Source organism: Gemmatimonadaceae bacterium (assembly GCA_036496605.1).
Lineage (GTDB): Bacteria > Gemmatimonadota > Gemmatimonadetes > Gemmatimonadales > Gemmatimonadaceae > AG2.
Genome location: DASXKV010000006.1, coordinates 101,024 through 116,639 on the forward strand (window position 1 = coordinate 101,024; position 15,616 = coordinate 116,639).

Genomic DNA, 15,616 nt, shown 5'->3' on the forward strand with positions numbered 1-15,616 from the left:
GCGACGCGAACGATTACGGATGACTGATGCTCGGATTGTTGTTCCGCTCGACGTCGGGAAGCGGGAAGCAGAGTTGAATGCCGGTGTCGAGGCCGTAGGCGCCGCCCTTCGAGAAGGGCGTTCCTTTCACCGGTGTCGCTTGCAGGTTGTAGCGAATGAGGTCGCCGAGACGCTGACTCTCGAGGAACAGCTCGCGACGGCGCTCCTCGATGATCTGCGCCTGAACCTCCGCCTGTGTGCCGCCCGCATATGGCGGAATGTTCGCCTTCGTGTGCAGCAGATTGATCGCTGCCACCGCGGACGCGTTGCCTGCAGGCGTGCCCGTCGCGTTATCGGCTTCGGCCTTGATCAACTGCGCCTCGGCCGAACGGGCAATCGAAATCGGCGCTCCGATATTTCCATACTTCGTCTGCTGGAAGACTTCGGTGGCCTGGTCCTGACCCTTAATGCCGGCATCGACGACTTTGACGCGCGGGTCGGGGACGCCCTGCCACGTCAGATTGCGGAAGCTCGGATCGACCGACGAGTAGAAGCCGCGGTACATCTGCGTCCAGACGAGATTCTCGCGCCGCGTGACGGCGCTGGAGTAGCTGGCAGTCAGGGCAAAGCTGTCCGGCACCGTCGCCGCCTCGGCTCCGGCTGCCGCTACCTGCCCGAGGTCGAGCAGGGCTCGCGCGCGTCCGATGTGCGCAGCGTTGAGCATTGTCGTATTGTTGGCCCCCGTCGCCGCGGTGATGGCGGTCGCGAATCGCTTGAGCGCCTCGCTATCCACCTGTGCGCGCGAGAGCTCCGGACCCTGATCGATTGCGGCGCTGCACATCCCTTCGCCGAGGAGCACGAGGCTGTAGCCGGCGTACGTCGCGGCCGTCGCAATGAGGCTCTGACGGTTGGCCACCTGCGCATCCGTCCAGCCCTGGAGTAGCTTGAGCGCATGATCGCCCTGGAAGCGCGCGACCGATAGCGGCGTATAGAGGCCCGGCGTCTGCGTGCTGTTGCACGAGCCGGTCGAATATGGAATCGAGCCGGAGAAGATCGTGCGTCGATCGTAGTCCCAGCCGGCCTGTGCGAGCTGGGAATCGATGAGCTCATCGCCGACGAGTCCGCCGGCGATGATGTATTGAACGAAGGAGCACTCGAAGTCACCGATCGCGCCGTTCACGAGCAGTTGCGCATAGACGGGATTATCGAGAGTGGCGGCATCGACGCGGCTCGGCGCTTCCTGGTTGAGGATGCGGCTCGCATCAGTGCAGGCAACGGTGGTGGCAGCCGCAAGCAGCGTCAGGCTCACGACGCGCGCCAGACCGCGCATTTCACGTTTGTGAATCGAGATCATATGAGAGGTCTCCGCTCGGCGGTCGTGTCGGCTCAGAAAGTCACTGTGATTGTGGTGAGGAACTGCGCGAGCGTCGGCGTAACCGCCTGATCGAACGCGATGTTCTGTGTTCCCAGGCTCGACCGGGACTCGGGGTCCAGACCGGTGTAGGGCGTCCAGGTGTGGAGGTTCCGGCCCGCGATCGTTAAGCCGACCGAGCTCGCGTTGATGCGCCGCGCCCAATCGGCCGGCCCCGTGAACGTCGCCGAGACCTCGCGAAGCCGCCAGAAGCTCCCGTTCTCCATGTACGCGTCCGTGACCGTGAGCGAGCCACCGTTCTGATAGGTATAGAGCAACTTCGGATCGATCTTGTCCGGGTTCACGTTTCCGAAACACAAGCCGAATCCCGAGCAGCGGTTGAAGGTGTCGGCGTTGAAGACCTTGTTGCCCTTTCGGAAATCGGCGAGGGCGTGGAGCTTCAGATGCTGGCCGATCGACAGCTCGCTGTTGAGCGAACCGCTGACCTTTGGCGTGATCGTGCCGAAGTAGAGCATCGGCGCCGTGGCGCAGGACACATCCGGACCACCTGGATGGTTGCCGCCCGTGCCGCCGTCGCACATCGCATTGGTCGCCTTCTTCGTCGTCGGATCGTAGGTCGCGCTCCGGACGATCTTCGTGAAGAACGCGCCGATCGGGAAGCCTTGCTCGTTGCGGTGGAATGGCAGCAGGATGGTGAAGAACGGCAACCCGCCCATGTTGTCAATGTGGTCGGTCGACGTGGCGATGTTCGCGCCGATGTCCCACGACAGATCGCGACGTGAAACCGCGTTCGCGTTCACGCCAAGCTCGAACCCGTGGTTGCTGATGCGACCGATGTTGACCGGTTCCGCACCCGTATAACCACTCGACGGGGCGATCGAGCGCTGGAGGATCGCGTCCTCGGTGCGCTTGTCGAAGTACGTGAAGTCGACCCCGACGCGCTTCATGATCGACGCCTCGAAGCCAGCCTCGAGCTCCGCCCCACGCTCGGGCTTGAGGTCCCGGTTGCCAGGGAATTGCGGGGTGACGATCGGCTTATCGGCTGGGCCGGTCGTCGGCGCGTACGTCGTCAGCGCGGCGAATGAAGGAGGCTGCTGGCCGGAGAGGCCATACGCCGAGCGCAGGCGGAGCTGGTCCATCCAGCTGAAGCGCCAGAAACTTTCGTCGCTCACGACCCACGAGGCGCTGATCTTCGGATACGTCACGAGATGGACGTCCTTTCCAAACGCGCTGTTATTGTCGACGCGGACAGCGCCGGTCAGGAACATGCGATCGCGCCAGGCGAGCTGCTGCTGAACGAAGGAGCCCAGGGTGGTGTTGGTGTTGAAGTCCTGGGTGCCCGTGCGAATCGCCGCCGCGGCGGCTGTCGTCAGGCCGGGTGCCGGGAACTGCGACGCGGTGATCGACGTCGAGTCGACGCGTTTGCGATAGAGCTGTCCGCCGACCGACGAGGTCGATACGAGACTCGAGCTCAGGTTGAACGTCGCCGTGCCACTATAGTCGAGCGTCGCGTACGCGATGTTCCGGACGTCCTGGTTGATCGCGCCTAACGACGCGACCGGCCCGAAGAACTGGACGTACTGCGGCGGCAGGTAGTTGTTGAGCGCCTGGTCATCTTCGCTCGTCTGATCGAGGCCGACGGTGACGCGCTGCGTGAACCAACGGGTCGGACGATTATTGAGCTGAATGCTCGTCGTGAAGCGGTCGATGTTCTGTGTGTTGCGTACGTAGGCGTCGATGGCGTCCGGCGGCGCGATGAAGAAGCCGCGCGTCGGTCCGGACGCCGCGAGCGGATTGCCGTACTGCCCGTCGAAGAATCGGCCGAGCCCGTAGTCGGAGCCGAGCAGATCCGTGCCCTTGATGAGATGGATGCTCGCTTGAATGTCGTACTTCTCGCTCGGCGCGATCGCGAGGTTCGCGTGGCCGGTGTAGCGACCGACGCGGTTGTTCGGCTCGATGCCGCTGTCGTGATCGTACGTCGAGGACAGATAGTAGTTGAGCGCACGCTCACCGCCGCGGACGTTGAGCTCGTACGTCTGCATGTGTCCCGTCTGGAAGAGCGGCGTACCATGCGCCGCTTCGGACGTCACCGGGTTCCAGGTGAGGACGTTGCCACTCACCGGATCCCGCGCGTAGTTCGTGGCCATGCGATCAGCGGCGTTCATGAACCATTGGTTGCCTTGCCGCACGTACGCGCTGAAGTGCGGAGCACCGCCACCGCCCTTCTTGGTAATGATCTGTACGACGCCGTTCGAGGCTTCCGTGCCGTAGAGCGTGCCCGCCGCCGGACCCTTGATGATCTCGATCGACTCGATGTCCTCCGGCGCGATGTCGTCGAGACGCGACACGACGTTGCCGCCCTGCACGCGCGGCCCGGTGCCGACTTCGTTCGACACGCGCACGCCGTCGACGTAGATCAAGGGCTGCTGCGAGAGCGATAACGTCGAGCGGCCGCGAATGTTGAGTACCGTGCCCGCGCCAGCGCGGCCGGTACCGCCGGTCACGACGACGCCCGGCGCGCGGCCATTGATCAGGGCACCGAGATCCCCGACCGCCGACGCTTGCAGCTGATCCGCGGCGGCGATCGTCGACACCGCATTGCCGACGGAGCGCTTCTCGACCGCGCCGGCGGTTCCCGTCACCACGAGTGCATTCAATTCGATCGGGGCTTCCGTCAAGAGAATGCGCAACCCTTCCGTGCCGACCGTGGCACGCTGCGTGACCGGTCGGTATCCGACGCGCCGGATCTCGAGCGTCACGTCACCAGCGGACAGTCCCGTCAACCGGAAATGCCCATTCACATCGGTCAGCGTTAGGCGACCCGTTCCCTGCGCCGCGATTTGCGCGCTGGCGACGGGTGCCTCCGTGCCGGTAGCAAGGACGGTCCCGGCGATGGTGCCGGCGCCAGCCTGGGCGCGAAGGCGCGCGGTTGGCGACAACGAGAGCAGGGCGAGCACACAGACGGTCGGCAGCCAACGGTACAGAACGAGTCGCATAGCGCACTCCGGAGTGCGGGACGTGGGCGGAGTCGAGGGGAGAACGGCGCGGAGGGGGTGAAGCGCGCCGCGAATATGGTGGTATACCAACTCGGCCGCAATGCTGGCCGGTCACACGAGAGGCTATCGAAGGTGCCAGAGCCCGCGTTCGCCGTGTTGCGCGATGACCGCAGACAGTCGTTGGGAGGCGTTGCGCCAGTTGGTCTCGACCGCTACCTGGGCTGCCGAGGGATTACCTGATGCGATCCCACGAATGATCACCTCGTGCTCCTTCACCGAGGTTGGGAGCTCATCGAGCAGCGCATTGACGTACAATCTTGTATATCGCTCACTCTGCGGCTTGATCGCGCGATGCAACGCAAGCAGGCGCGGCCCGACGACGCCTTCGACATAGGCGCGGTGGAACTCGAGGTCGAGCACGAACGCGCGCGCATGTCCCCCTCGCGCGCGAGACGCCACCGCGAGCTGCCGATTGATCTCGCGCATCGTGCGCACGAGCGTCTTGCGCACGTCCGGCGCCAGCGACGCCGCTTCGCGCGCCGCCAGCCCCTCGAGGTGACCGACGATGAGTAACACCTCACGTCCATCGCTTTGGGTGAGGGGCGTCACAATCAGCCGTTGATCGCGGCCGATGCCTGACGAGGCGACGAAGCCCTCCTGCTGCAGTCGATGCAACGCGCTTCGAACCGGCGTTCGGCTCAATCCCAGTCGTTGCACGACGGCCCGCTCGGCAATCCGCGCCCCGGGCGGGAGCTGGCCCGTGACGATCAGCGCCCGAAGCTCCTGATAGACACGCGAGACGTTGTCGTCTCGCTCGGGTGCGAGCGCAAGTCGCGCCGCGCCGTTCGGAGACTGAGCGGCTCCATTGCCGTTGGAGCCGCGCGTTTTCAGGGAGCGCGCAACCTTGCGCGCCGAAGCGGTGGGGGGCACGGCTGCCAACCTAGGAATTGATGTGTCCTGGCGCAAGGCTCCAGGGGACGATATGGACTGGGCGTTACGGCAGCGCCGTCAGCGTCAGCGTCACGGACCCCGACTTCGGTTGAAAACTCGCTAACTCCGAATTCGACCAGACCGTGTAGGCGCCAGTGCAGTCGGGAGTTCGGTAGGCTCGCATCTCTGTCCCCGGCGTCAGGCGATAGTAGCCCGTCTGCGTGAAGCCGTCCGTCGTCGGCGTCGCGGATGGGACCTGCGACGCGCAAGAGGCCGTCGTCCCGTCGAAAACGCCGATCGACGCCGGGACGTTCATGCGATTGAACACCGAGGCAGTGATATACGTCTGATCCTGGATGACGTTCGTGATCTCGAGGACGCCATTGATCGCCGGGACCGAGACGTTCACTTCTCCGATCTGATCCGGTATCGCCTCGCCGTGCGAATCCGCCGGCTTCGCCGAGATCCAGGTCACGTGAGCTTTTGACGAAAGGCTCAATCCCTGCGTGCGGCCGCTGCTGAGGATGGCGTAGGGCGATCCATCCACGAGAATCGTGATCGGCGCGAGGAGGTCGTTGGTGGCCAGGAATCGGACCGTGAACTCGGTCGGTAGCATCGTGTCGCTCCCACCTGCACACGAAAAGAGCGGCACTACGATCAGTAGTGTCGCGATAGGCCGGAAACCGGCTGGTCGTTGTCTGCCAGCCCTGAGCGCAGTCACGTGGTCCTCGGTACGGATGTATCCGCCTGCGCGACGCAATGTTCCGGCCATGTCGCGTTCGCTTGCCAAAATACCACCCGGCGGATGGACTCGCCAGACACGACATGGGTGGCGACACAGGCGAGCATCTCACATCGCCCGTCGCTCCCTGCCGTCGTTAGGCACCCGTCAGCACGCAATTTGCCCCACTCGGACTCGACATGAAGTGGAGGCGTCATGCCCGAAAAAGAAACGATCCGACGCGCGCAGGCGGACAAGCGCGCTGGTAAGGCACCGTCGTCGCAGGCTGGCGAGTTCGTGCGCGAGGAGATGCACCATGTGCGCGAGGGCAAGCACGGCGCGCGATCGACGAAACAGGCGATCGCAATCGGCCTGTCCAAGGCCCGTCGCGCCGGCGTCAAGCTCTCGCCGCCCAAGAAGGGCACGTCCTCGGCACGCACGCGTCGTCAGGCAAAACGCGACGTCGCAAAGGGACGCTCCGGCACCAAACGCTCGCCCTCGCGCAAGCGGTCGACAGCCGTTAGGCACGCGCTGAAGCGCGAAGGCCATAGCGCCGCGTCGCGTCGCTCGCTCTCGCGGCAGGCCCACGCCAGCGCGCGCCGACGCTCAGCCGCTCAGCGTTCGGCAGCCGCGAAGAAGGCTGTGCGCACCAAGGGCGCGCGCGCGCGTTCCGCGGCCGCGCGCAAGGCCGCACGCACGCGCACCCGTCACCGGGCGCGCTGAGACGTCCTTCGCGTTGCGGTGCCTTTCGTGCTGCGCGCGCCTTCGTCACGACCGAAGGCGCGTCGCAGCTCGCCCTTTGCCTGCTGCAGCACGCGACGCTGGCTCGCGCTCAGATTTCCGCCCGCGCGATTGATGTAGAACGTCAGCATCGACATCGCCGAGCGATACGGCTCGCTCTTGCGACGATGGCTGTGCTCGGCGGAGCGCTTGAGCGAACGTGCAATCCGGCGCGGGTCCTTCCAGGTGAACACGCTCCGGTCGAGATCGAGCGCGTTGCTGTGCTTGGTGACGTACCCCGACCAGCGCTTCTTCGCCGCCGTCATCGGGCCTCCTCGTCGCGACGTGCGGACCCCCGTGCCGCATTGATGCGGCTCCCGAACGTCGATGGCGCGCCGACCTCGGGCACATCGTCATGCCTAACGTCACGCCCGACCGCGCCCTCGCCCATGAGTCCCGCCCAGAATCCGTGACGCACCTTGAGCTCGTTGTTCACGTCGTCGACCCCGACGACGTCCTCGGCAATGAACTCCGCGATCCGCTTCTGATGTCGGTCTTCCGTTGTCCCCACGAGCGTAACGACGCCGTTCGCGACGCGGACTTCGATGTCCGACGCGTCCACGTCGGGATGCATCATCAGCCGATCGCTGATCTCCTCGTGAATGCGCTCGTCGGTGCGTCGGTAGCCCTTTGGGCCAACGCCGACATACGGTCCACGACGCGGCGGCTGATTGCGGACCCAGTGCGGTGGATAGTCGCGCGCATAATCCCACCAAGCCTCGGCGGCGCGCACGTCTTCCGCCCCATAGTCGTAGTCGCGACGAAGACGGTCGGAGTCGGGTTCGCGCGGCTTGTCGTGTCTGTGCGGCATGAGGTCACTCCCAGCTGAGAACGATTCAGTTGGGAAGTGTTTCAACTAGTGTTCCATCGGGCTGCATAACGGATGGAGTCGCCAGTCCCCTATTCGACGATCTCCGAATCGTGAGCCCGATAAATCGCGTCGTGACGGCCGCGATCCTTTTCGCTCTGCAGCGCCTTGATGAGCGCGTCGAGTTTTGGCGTCAGAATGATGAGATAACGCGCATCGATCGCCTCGTACGTATGCGCGACTCCGGCCGGGACAAACATCGTTCCGCCGGCGTCGACGTCCACACTTCGATCGGCAAAACGGAACCTGAGTTTGCCTTCGAGGACATGCCACGCTTCGTCGTCGGCGAGATGCACGTGCATGATCGCCGGGCCGCTGCCGCGCCATTCGTGAATGCAGAATGAATTGCCGGTCGCCGAGAATCGCTCGTTGCTCGAGCTCGCAGTCATCGTGGATTGTGGCATCGGGTCAGCTTGATTAGTGGTTTGCGACAGGCGTCGTCCTAATCCTCGTCGTTTTCACTCGGGGCGGCGCTGTCCGACTCGAATTGCTTCAGCTCCTTCGGCGTGAGGATGCGCGTCGCTACCCAGTGACCGAAGGTGTCCGGTGTCGGCGCGTTCATCGGCACGTCGCCGTGCAGCACACGCTCGGCGAAATCGCGGACGAGTGCCGCTTTCCCGATGTGCCAGAGAGCGATCGCCGTCGCTCGGACGTGAAGGGTCTCCCGATCTGAGCCGCCATCGCGGAGAATTCCATTCAGGTACGCCGCGACGTGCACCTCCGTCGAGCCGGCGTCGACCATGCCAAGGATGGTGTTGGCATGGTCGTCGAGCCAGGGTTCGTGGTCAGGCGTGTGGCGGTCGAAGAAGAAGGCGAGCACGCGGCGAAGCGTTGGCAATGCCGGCTCGCCTCGGTCCACCCAGTTGCCCGCCTTTTTCGAAATGATCGTTGGCTTCATGGAATTACCTGCCAGACGGTGTCACCGCGATTCTCTGTCGCGAGATCGACGCCAATCTAGGCGCGCGCTATCTTCGGCACATGTCCGCCGTCTCGATGCACCGCCTCTCGCCTGCCCTCTCGCGGTTCGTGAGCGGGCTGCATTACTTCGAGGCCGACGACGATTCACCACCTGAACTCGAACGCATCCTCCCCGGCGGCAATGTCCACCTCATGGTAAATCTCCATGAGGACGAGTTTCGAATTTACGAAGGTGCGGACTATAGCGAAGTCCGGCGCTCGGGCGGAGCCGTCCTCGAGGGAGCGGCGTCGCGCGCACGCGTCATCGACACCGGCCTGCAGCGGAACCTGATCTGTGTCGACTTCAGCCTCGGCGGCGCCGCGGCCTTTTTCAATTTGCCGGTGAGCGAAGCTCAGGACAGTCTCGTCGACCTCGATCAGCTCTGGGGTCGAGACGGCGCGCTCGTACGCGAGCGATTGCTCGAGGCGCGGACGCCAGATTCGAAACTCCTCCTTCTGCACGACCTGCTCGTAGAACATCTCGCGGCTCGCGATGCGCCCGATCGAGCCGTCCGATCCGCCGCGTCGCTCCTCGAGCAGGGAGTCTCGATCGCCGACGCAGCATCCCGCGTCGGCCTCCTTTCAAAGACACTCAATCGGCGCTTTCAAGCGCTGATCGGTCTGACTCCGAAACGCTTCGCGCGCGTGCGCCGCTTGCAGCGCGTGCTTGGCTCACTCGGCGCGCTCCACGAGGTCGACTGGGTCGAGACCGCTATCGCTCACGGGTTCGCTGACCAGGCGCATCTCATCCACGATTTCCACGATCTCACGGGCCTGACGCCAACCGCGTACCGCTCACGGTCGCCCGAATCGCAGAACCACGTGCCCGTTCATTCGGCGTGACCTTTTTCTACAAGACGCACACTTCGGATCGTGCTATCGTGAACAACGTCTTCTTTTCGAGAGCGTGTTGATGCCTCCGTCGAAAACCAATGGCAAGGTGTGCTATATCGAGATCCCGTCACTCGATATCGACCGATCGGTGAAGTTCTATCAAGCGGTCTTTGGGTGGGATGTGAGAACGCGCGGTGATGGCAAGCGCGCCTTCGACGATTCCGTCGGCGGTGTGAGCGGCGCGTGGGTGAAAGGTCGGCCGGCGATGCGTGAGGTCGGATTGCTCGTGTACATCATGGTCGACAGCGTAGCCTCCACGGTCGAGACGGTGATCGAGAATGGTGGCGAGATCGTGCAGCCAGTCGGCGCCGACGCGCCGGAGATCACGGCGCGGTTTCGTGATCCCGGCGGGAACATCATCGGCTTGTATCAGGAGCCCTCGCGCTGACCGGTTAACCGCGCTGCGGCTCGTTGCCACGCGCACGAACGACGCGCTCCCAGATCGGCTCGGGAAGAACTGGCCAGACGTTGCTCAGACAGATGCGAAAGCGCCGATCGGCCGCGGCACGCTCTTCGACACGCTCGATAATCGCGTTGCCGTGCTGCCTGAGCATGTCCTCGAGAATGCCAGCGCCGATTGCGCAGAGCGCATGCTCGGAAGCCATTTCGATCAGCGCGAGAACAAGTGGCCAGGCCGCCTCATAACCCTCTTTCTCGTGCACGCGGTTGAGCTCTTCCCATGCCCAGAAGTTTTGATGATACCTAAGCCATCCCTCTGCTTGTGCGCGCAGCATCTCGGGATCGAGCGACGGGACGTCCTCGGCCGCGAGCGGGTGAGGATCCCATGACATCATCGTCGCGAGGTCCGGAAGCTCTTCGTGGAGCGCTGACATGTGCGGCTTCATCGATCCGATCGCAGCACCGGCGGCAGCGCTGAGTCTCCGCCACAACGAGTCAGGAATTGCGAACACCGGGTCCGGATGGACCTCGCGACTTCGACACGAATGCTCTGTCTCATGGTGTTATCGCGGATCGAGCCACGCGGGCCGGCCGCGCCTCGGACGCTGACTGACCTGCACAAGCACTCGCTCGAGGAACGGCCGCGGCTCGGCCAGGCGATTGCAAAAGAACTCAACGTACGCCAGACGTCTCTCGCCGAGAGCAGAGTCGCGACCATCACCAAGTAGCGGCTCGAGAAACTCGTCAGGCACCTGCGCCACCGCCCGCTCGATGACCTCACGTGGCACGAGCCCCGCAAACGCGGCATCCCACGCGGCCAGATCCGGGACACGGGACTCCAGCAGATGCGGCTCGCGCACCGTATATGGTCGACGCGACGCGGCGGGATCGATATCCGGCAACGAGTACTGAAATGCTAACGCGGCGCCGTGGTCGATCAGCCAGAGCGCGTCGCGCCACCACAGGAGGTTGGTATTTCGCGCGGTACGGTCCGGATTTGACGACAAGCCGTCGAGCCATAGGATCTTTGCCGCTTCCTCGACCGTCACCATTTCCACATCGCCGGCGGCGGCAAAGTTCCGCGCGTCGTCCAGATACGCGAAGCCCAGGTTGAGACCCTCGCTTGCCCGCAGCAGGTCGGCAAGCTCGTCGTTCTTGTCGACCGAGTCGATGTCCGCGCCGAGCCTAACGAGCGACCGCGCGGGGACGCGCAGACCAAGCGCTTCCGCAAGCTCCGCCACGATCACCTCGGCGACGAGCGCCCCCGTGCCCTGTGCCGCCCCACGAAGCTTGGTGAAGAGCAGTCCGTCCTCGGTCTCGACGAGCACTGGCCACGAGCTGCCCCGTTTGTCCGCCGAGAGAACGCGACGCGCAGCGAGTATCCGCATGACCAAAGATAGGACGCCGGCGCCACACCGAGCAGCGCGAGAGCAACTCGCTCGACGCGCCGCATTAAGTAATCGTTGTGCACTGCCCCGTGGCTGCACCCTTGCATGAATTCACGCGACTCGCAACTTCTGTGTAAACCGTATCGCCCCGTCCCACCAACGGCGGTGATCATGAGTACCTGGAACACTGCGGCCGCGGCGGGCACGCCCGCCCCACTACCGCGCGGGCGCCCTGTGCGTTCGCGTCTCTCCAGCGTCCCATACCTCTCCGTGATCGTGCCGGTATGGAATGGGGCGGAGCAGCTTTCGCGCACACTCTACGCGCTGCACCAACTGCTCACCAACGAGCCCTATCCGACGGAGCTGATCGTCGTCGATGACTGCAGCGGTCCGGAGGCCGTGCACGCCATCGAGTCGTTCCGAGACGCTGTACGCCGAGACGACGCGACAGTTCGCGTCGTCCGCAATAACGACAACCGAGGAAAGGGATATTCCGTCAAGCGCGGGATGCTCGCAGCCACGGGCGAGCTGCGCGTCTTCATCGATGCCGATCTCGCGTATCCGGCGGGGGAAATCGACGCCATCGTCGACGCGCTCGAGAAAGGCAATGACGTCGCCGTCGCCTGTCGGCTGCTGCCCGGCTCGCGATACGTCATGAGCCCGGCCTTCTTTCCATACCTCTTCACGCGGCATCTCATGAGCCGCGCGTACAACACCTTCGTGCGCCGCGTGCTCGTGGACTCGGTGGTCGACAGCCAGGCCGGGCTCAAAGGATTCACGCGCGAGGCGGCGGAGTTGATCTTTCCACGCCTGACGATTCATCGGTTTGGCTTCGACGTCGAGTGCCTCTACATCGCGCAGCGCCACGGCCAACGGCTGGCGCAGGTGCCGGTGACCTTCCGGTACGACGACGAGCCGTCCACGGTTCGGTTCATGCGCGACGGTTCACGAATGGTGACCGACCTCGCGCGCATTCTCGTGAACGCCCGACGTGGCCGCTACGACTGAGATAAGGTCGCTCATCGTGAACGCGGATGACTTCGGTCTGTCCGAGGGCATCAATCGCGGCATCATCGAAGCATTCACCGCGGGCGCGCTCAGTTCGACGTCCGTGATGGTCGGCATGCCCGCCTTCGACGACGCCGTTCACCTCGCACACAGTGTATCGTCGTTAGGTGTCGGACTCCATTTCACGCTCACGGCCGGCCGACCGCTTACCCGCGCGACGAGCCTCGTCGATCGCGCGACGGGCGAGTTTCTTCGTGGGCCCGCGCTCGTCAGGCTCGCGCTTGCGGGTCGCATCCAAACCCAGGAGGTGGCCGACGAGTGCGCCGCACAGATTGCCGTCGCGCGGAAAGCGGGCCTTCGCCTTACGCATCTCGACGGCCACCATCACGTCCACCTCCTTCCGGGAGTCCGCGCCGCGGTCCGCCGCGTCGTCGAGGCGGAGCGCATCCCCGCTGTGCGACGGCCCATGGAGAGAATCTTCGGCGTGACCGCGTGGTTCCGGCGCCTGCCCGAACGTGTGCTCATCGCAATGCTCGCCCGCTACGTCGATCGGAAACGATGGCATGTCGCGACCACTGACTACTTCGTTGGCTCAGTTCTACTCGGCGCATCCAACTTTCACGCGATCTTGCTTCGTGTGCTCGATTCGCTCCGGGTCGGCACGACGGAGCTCATGGTCCATCCGGGCTACGTATCAGGCCCATTGCCGGGCGACGACAGCTATACCTCGCAGCGCGAGATCGAGCTGCACGCGCTCACCTCACCAGACGTCATCCAGCGACTTCACTCCGGCGCCATCCGCCTCGTGAACTATGGCGACATCGGAGATGCACGGTGACCGAGAGACGGTTGAAGTGGTTGATGCTCGCGCTCTGGATTGTCGTAACGATCGCAGCGAGCGTCTCGCCCATTCTCCGGCACGAGAACAACTTTGAAATCTTCCGTTCCGCGTCGACGCGTTTCGCCGCCGGACAGGATCTGTACGCGGCGAGTCGTCAGCACTTCGATCTGTTCAAGTACACGCCCACCGCGGCGCTTCTCTTCGCACCGTTTGCCGCGCTGCCGTTCGCCTTCGGAGTGCTAGTGTGGAATGCCGTGAACGCGGCGACGCTCTACCAGGCGCTTGGCCGGCTTCTCTCGTCGCGGGATGCGATGATCGCTGGCGCGATCGTTCTCCCCGAGATGTTCGGCTCGCTCCAGAGTGCACAGTCGAACGTGCTCATCGCGGGTCTCATCATTCTCACGTTCACGGAGCTCGAGCGCCGACACGACCTGCGTGCCGCGCTAGCGGTTTGTGCCGGCACGATCATCAAGATCTTTCCACTCGCTGCCGCCTCGTTTGCACTCTTCTGTGACAAGCGACGACGATTCGCGATGTGGTGCGCCGCCATCGGCGCCGCAATTCTTCTCGCGCCGATCGCGTTTCACGGACCGAGCTGGATGCTGCATCAGTACGACGACTGGATCCTTGTGCAGCGCGTCGACTCCGGCGATCCAGGCTTCTCGTTCATGGCGCTCATGCGCCTCTGGCTCGGTGTAGACTGGCCTTCCTGGCCACAGCAGCTCGCCGGCGCTCTCGCTCTCGTCGCGCCGATCATTTTTCTCAACGAGTGCCGTGCCGATCACACATGGCGCCTCCGCTACGTCGCATCGTTGCTGATCTTCTGCGTCATCTTCAACCACCAATCGGAAGGTCCGAGCTTCGTCATCGCGCTTGCCGGTATTGGCATCTGGTTCGCGCTGGCTCGCCGTACATGGCCCGAGTGGCTGGCGCTCGTTTTCGTGCTCGTCTTCACCGTGCTCGCAAGCAGCAGTCTCATGCCTCGTCCGATTCGCGCCAAGTTGTTCGACGTTCGCTTCAAGACAGTCCCTGTGCTCGTCGTCTGGATCATTCTGCAAGTCAAGCTCTGGGCGACCCAGTGCTCAGTGTCTCACTCGATACATGCTGTACACGCAACCGCCGTCGATCACTCGTGACGTGACGAGCTCGAGTCCAACGCGGTGCGATGGATCGAGAAACATCGGTACGCCGGCGCCGAGCAGCACCGGATGCACATTCATCCCGACTTCATCGACGACATTCGCCTCGAACAGCGAGCGAGCGAAGTCCCCGCCGCCCATGAGGCAAATATCCTTCCCGGCGCGCTGCTTGAGGTCGCGCACGAATGCACCGGCGTCTCCGCGGACGACCTCCGCGCCCTTGGCGTCGAGTGAGTTGAGCGTTCGCGAAAAGACGTAGGTCCCGATCTTCGACAGACCGCCCATGCCGCCGCCCATCCTCACGGCCTGGTCCCAGGTTTTCCGTCCCATGAGAATCGCGTCGACCGACTTCCAGTAATCGCGCATGATCTCGTTCACGTCGCGGCTCGATTGCAGCCAGTCGATCTCGCCGTTGTTGCCGGCGATGAATCCGTCGAGGCTGCACGCCGCCCCGTAGGTCACCCTCCGCATCGGAACCTCCTGTGCCGAGGACGTCACGATACTAAATTGCCATTTAGGAACGATTCTATATGACCATTTAGAAACTGTCAAGGAACGGGTGCCCCGTCCTCGCAAAGCCAGTGACGACGACGTCTTCGCGGCCACTGCCCGCGCCATGACGCGTTTCGGACCCGGTGAGCTCACCCTGGCCGAGATCGCCGCGGAGGCGGGCCTAACGGCGGGCGCGCTCGTCCAGCGCTTCGGTTCCAAGCGCGAGCTGCTCCTGAAGCTTTCCGCCGCCGCCGTCGACGGGAACGCGGCGTTCATTCGCGGCCTTCGCGAGAAGCATCGCTCGCCGCTCGCCGTGCTCCGTGCGTACGCCGAATGTCTCGCCGACCTCGCCGCGTCGCCGGCGGCGCTGGCACGGAATCTCGCCTATCTCCAGATCGATCTCACCGATCCGGACTTTCGGAGGCATCTCCTGGCGCAGGCGAAAGCGACGCGCGTTGCGATTGCCGAATTGCTCATCGAGGCGGTCGCGGAGGGCGAGATCACGCGACTCGCCGATCCACGCGGGCTTGCGCGAGTGATCGAGACGATGCTCAGCGGCTCGCTGTTGACCTGGGCCATTTACCGAGAGGGCAGCGCCGCTCGCTGGCTGCGCGACGACGTCGACGCCGTGCTCGCGCCGCACATCGCGAAGAAGCGTCGTCGTTAGGCTCGACGAGTCGATGTAGCGAGTTCTTCGCGGAATTGCGGAGAGGCCGCTGACACGGATATTGAGAGCACGCCCCTGACTGCTACTGTGGAAGTGTCATCAAACCACAGGTCACAGCCAGGAGCGGCCCTCATGAAAAGGACAGTGAAGAATGTCGGGCTGGATGTGCATCAAGCTACAGTCAT

General features: G+C 64.0%; 18 protein-coding genes. 7 read left to right on the top strand and 11 right to left on the bottom strand.

Features of this window, described 5'->3' with window-relative positions:
- Nucleotides 1-13 precede the first annotated feature (13 nt).
- From VGH98_03695 to VGH98_03710, 4 genes are all read right to left on the bottom strand, one after another.
- Entirely contained in the window at nt 14-1,333 is a 1,320-nt protein-coding gene (locus VGH98_03695) for a RagB/SusD family nutrient uptake outer membrane protein (protein HEY2375058.1), read from the bottom strand.
- Between the two features lie 32 nt (nt 1,334-1,365).
- Nucleotides 1,366-4,347, bottom strand: a complete 2,982-nt coding sequence (locus VGH98_03700) for a SusC/RagA family TonB-linked outer membrane protein (GenBank protein ID HEY2375059.1) — start codon at nt 4,345-4,347, stop codon at nt 1,366-1,368.
- Between the two features lie 123 nt (nt 4,348-4,470).
- On the bottom strand, nt 4,471-5,277 hold the full coding sequence (locus tag VGH98_03705) for a GntR family transcriptional regulator (GenBank protein ID HEY2375060.1): 807 nt from the start codon (nt 5,275-5,277) through the stop codon (nt 4,471-4,473).
- Nucleotides 5,278-5,341: 64 nt separating this feature from the next.
- Nucleotides 5,342-5,893 carry a hypothetical protein gene (locus VGH98_03710; protein HEY2375061.1) on the bottom strand — a complete coding sequence of 184 codons (552 nt, stop codon included), beginning with the start codon at nt 5,891-5,893 and terminating at the stop codon, nt 5,342-5,344.
- Nucleotides 5,894-6,214: 321 nt separating this feature from the next.
- Here VGH98_03710 and VGH98_03715 point away from each other — a divergent pair, with 321 nt between their 5' ends.
- On the top strand, nt 6,215-6,721 hold the full coding sequence (locus VGH98_03715; GenBank protein ID HEY2375062.1) for a DUF6496 domain-containing protein: 507 nt from the start codon (nt 6,215-6,217) through the stop codon (nt 6,719-6,721).
- Here the strand turns inward: VGH98_03715 and VGH98_03720 are convergent.
- The 4 genes from VGH98_03720 to VGH98_03735 all read right to left on the bottom strand — a co-directional run bounded on the left by VGH98_03720 (nt 6,706) and on the right by VGH98_03735 (nt 8,544).
- On the bottom strand, nt 6,706-7,044 hold the full coding sequence (locus VGH98_03720; GenBank protein HEY2375063.1) for a DUF3175 domain-containing protein: 339 nt from the start codon (nt 7,042-7,044) through the stop codon (nt 6,706-6,708). The genes VGH98_03715 and VGH98_03720 overlap by 16 nt on opposite strands.
- Nucleotides 7,041-7,589, bottom strand: coding sequence for a BON domain-containing protein (locus tag VGH98_03725; GenBank protein ID HEY2375064.1), 549 nt, complete (start codon nt 7,587-7,589; stop codon nt 7,041-7,043). Before VGH98_03725 ends, VGH98_03720 begins: the two co-directional genes overlap by 4 nt.
- 89 nt (nt 7,590-7,678) lie before the next feature.
- On the bottom strand, nt 7,679-8,035 hold the full coding sequence (locus VGH98_03730) for a cupin domain-containing protein (protein ID HEY2375065.1): 357 nt from the start codon (nt 8,033-8,035) through the stop codon (nt 7,679-7,681).
- Nucleotides 8,036-8,088: 53 nt separating this feature from the next.
- Nucleotides 8,089-8,544: a hypothetical protein gene (locus VGH98_03735; protein HEY2375066.1), complete on the bottom strand. Its 456-nt coding sequence runs from the start codon at nt 8,542-8,544 to the stop codon at nt 8,089-8,091.
- A gap of 80 nt (nt 8,545-8,624) precedes the next feature.
- Here VGH98_03735 and VGH98_03740 point away from each other — a divergent pair, with 80 nt between their 5' ends.
- Together VGH98_03740 and VGH98_03745 are read left to right on the top strand one after the other, a co-directional pair.
- Nucleotides 8,625-9,446, top strand: a complete 822-nt coding sequence (locus tag VGH98_03740; GenBank protein HEY2375067.1) for a helix-turn-helix domain-containing protein — start codon at nt 8,625-8,627, stop codon at nt 9,444-9,446.
- A 70-nt stretch (nt 9,447-9,516) separates the two neighbouring features.
- Nucleotides 9,517-9,885 carry a VOC family protein gene (locus VGH98_03745; protein ID HEY2375068.1) on the top strand — a complete coding sequence of 123 codons (369 nt, stop codon included), beginning with the start codon at nt 9,517-9,519 and terminating at the stop codon, nt 9,883-9,885.
- Between the two features lie 4 nt (nt 9,886-9,889).
- Here the strand turns inward: VGH98_03745 and VGH98_03750 are convergent, their stop codons facing one another.
- Together VGH98_03750 and VGH98_03755 are read right to left on the bottom strand one after the other, a co-directional pair.
- A complete protein-coding gene (locus VGH98_03750) occupies nt 9,890-10,330 on the bottom strand; it encodes a hypothetical protein (protein ID HEY2375069.1) in 441 nt (146 codons plus the stop codon).
- Nucleotides 10,331-10,459: 129 nt separating this feature from the next.
- The gene (locus VGH98_03755) at nt 10,460-11,284 is read right to left on the bottom strand and encodes a HipA family kinase (GenBank protein ID HEY2375070.1); all 825 of its coding nucleotides are present in this window, start codon (nt 11,282-11,284) and stop codon (nt 10,460-10,462) included.
- Between the two features lie 171 nt (nt 11,285-11,455).
- Here VGH98_03755 and VGH98_03760 point away from each other — a divergent pair, with 171 nt between their 5' ends.
- The 3 genes from VGH98_03760 to VGH98_03770 are packed head-to-tail and all read left to right on the top strand — an operon-like array spanning nt 11,456 to nt 14,269.
- A complete protein-coding gene (locus VGH98_03760; protein ID HEY2375071.1) occupies nt 11,456-12,292 on the top strand; it encodes a glycosyltransferase in 837 nt (278 codons plus the stop codon).
- The gene (locus tag VGH98_03765; GenBank protein ID HEY2375072.1) at nt 12,276-13,130 is read left to right on the top strand and encodes a ChbG/HpnK family deacetylase; all 855 of its coding nucleotides are present in this window, start codon (nt 12,276-12,278) and stop codon (nt 13,128-13,130) included. Before VGH98_03760 ends, VGH98_03765 begins: the two co-directional genes overlap by 17 nt.
- Entirely contained in the window at nt 13,127-14,269 is a 1,143-nt protein-coding gene (locus VGH98_03770; GenBank protein HEY2375073.1) for a glycosyltransferase family 87 protein, read from the top strand. The genes VGH98_03765 and VGH98_03770 overlap by 4 nt, the downstream gene beginning before the upstream one ends.
- On the opposite strand, the gene VGH98_03775 is transcribed toward VGH98_03770, so the two are convergent.
- Nucleotides 14,216-14,743, bottom strand: coding sequence for a dihydrofolate reductase family protein (locus VGH98_03775; protein HEY2375074.1), 528 nt, complete (start codon nt 14,741-14,743; stop codon nt 14,216-14,218). The two genes, VGH98_03770 and VGH98_03775, sit on opposite strands and share 54 nt — an antisense overlap.
- 88 nt (nt 14,744-14,831) lie before the next feature.
- Between VGH98_03775 and VGH98_03780 the strand changes: the two genes are divergently transcribed.
- Entirely contained in the window at nt 14,832-15,431 is a 600-nt protein-coding gene (locus VGH98_03780) for a helix-turn-helix domain-containing protein (protein HEY2375075.1), read from the top strand.
- The last annotated feature ends 185 nt before the right edge of the window (nt 15,432-15,616 follow it).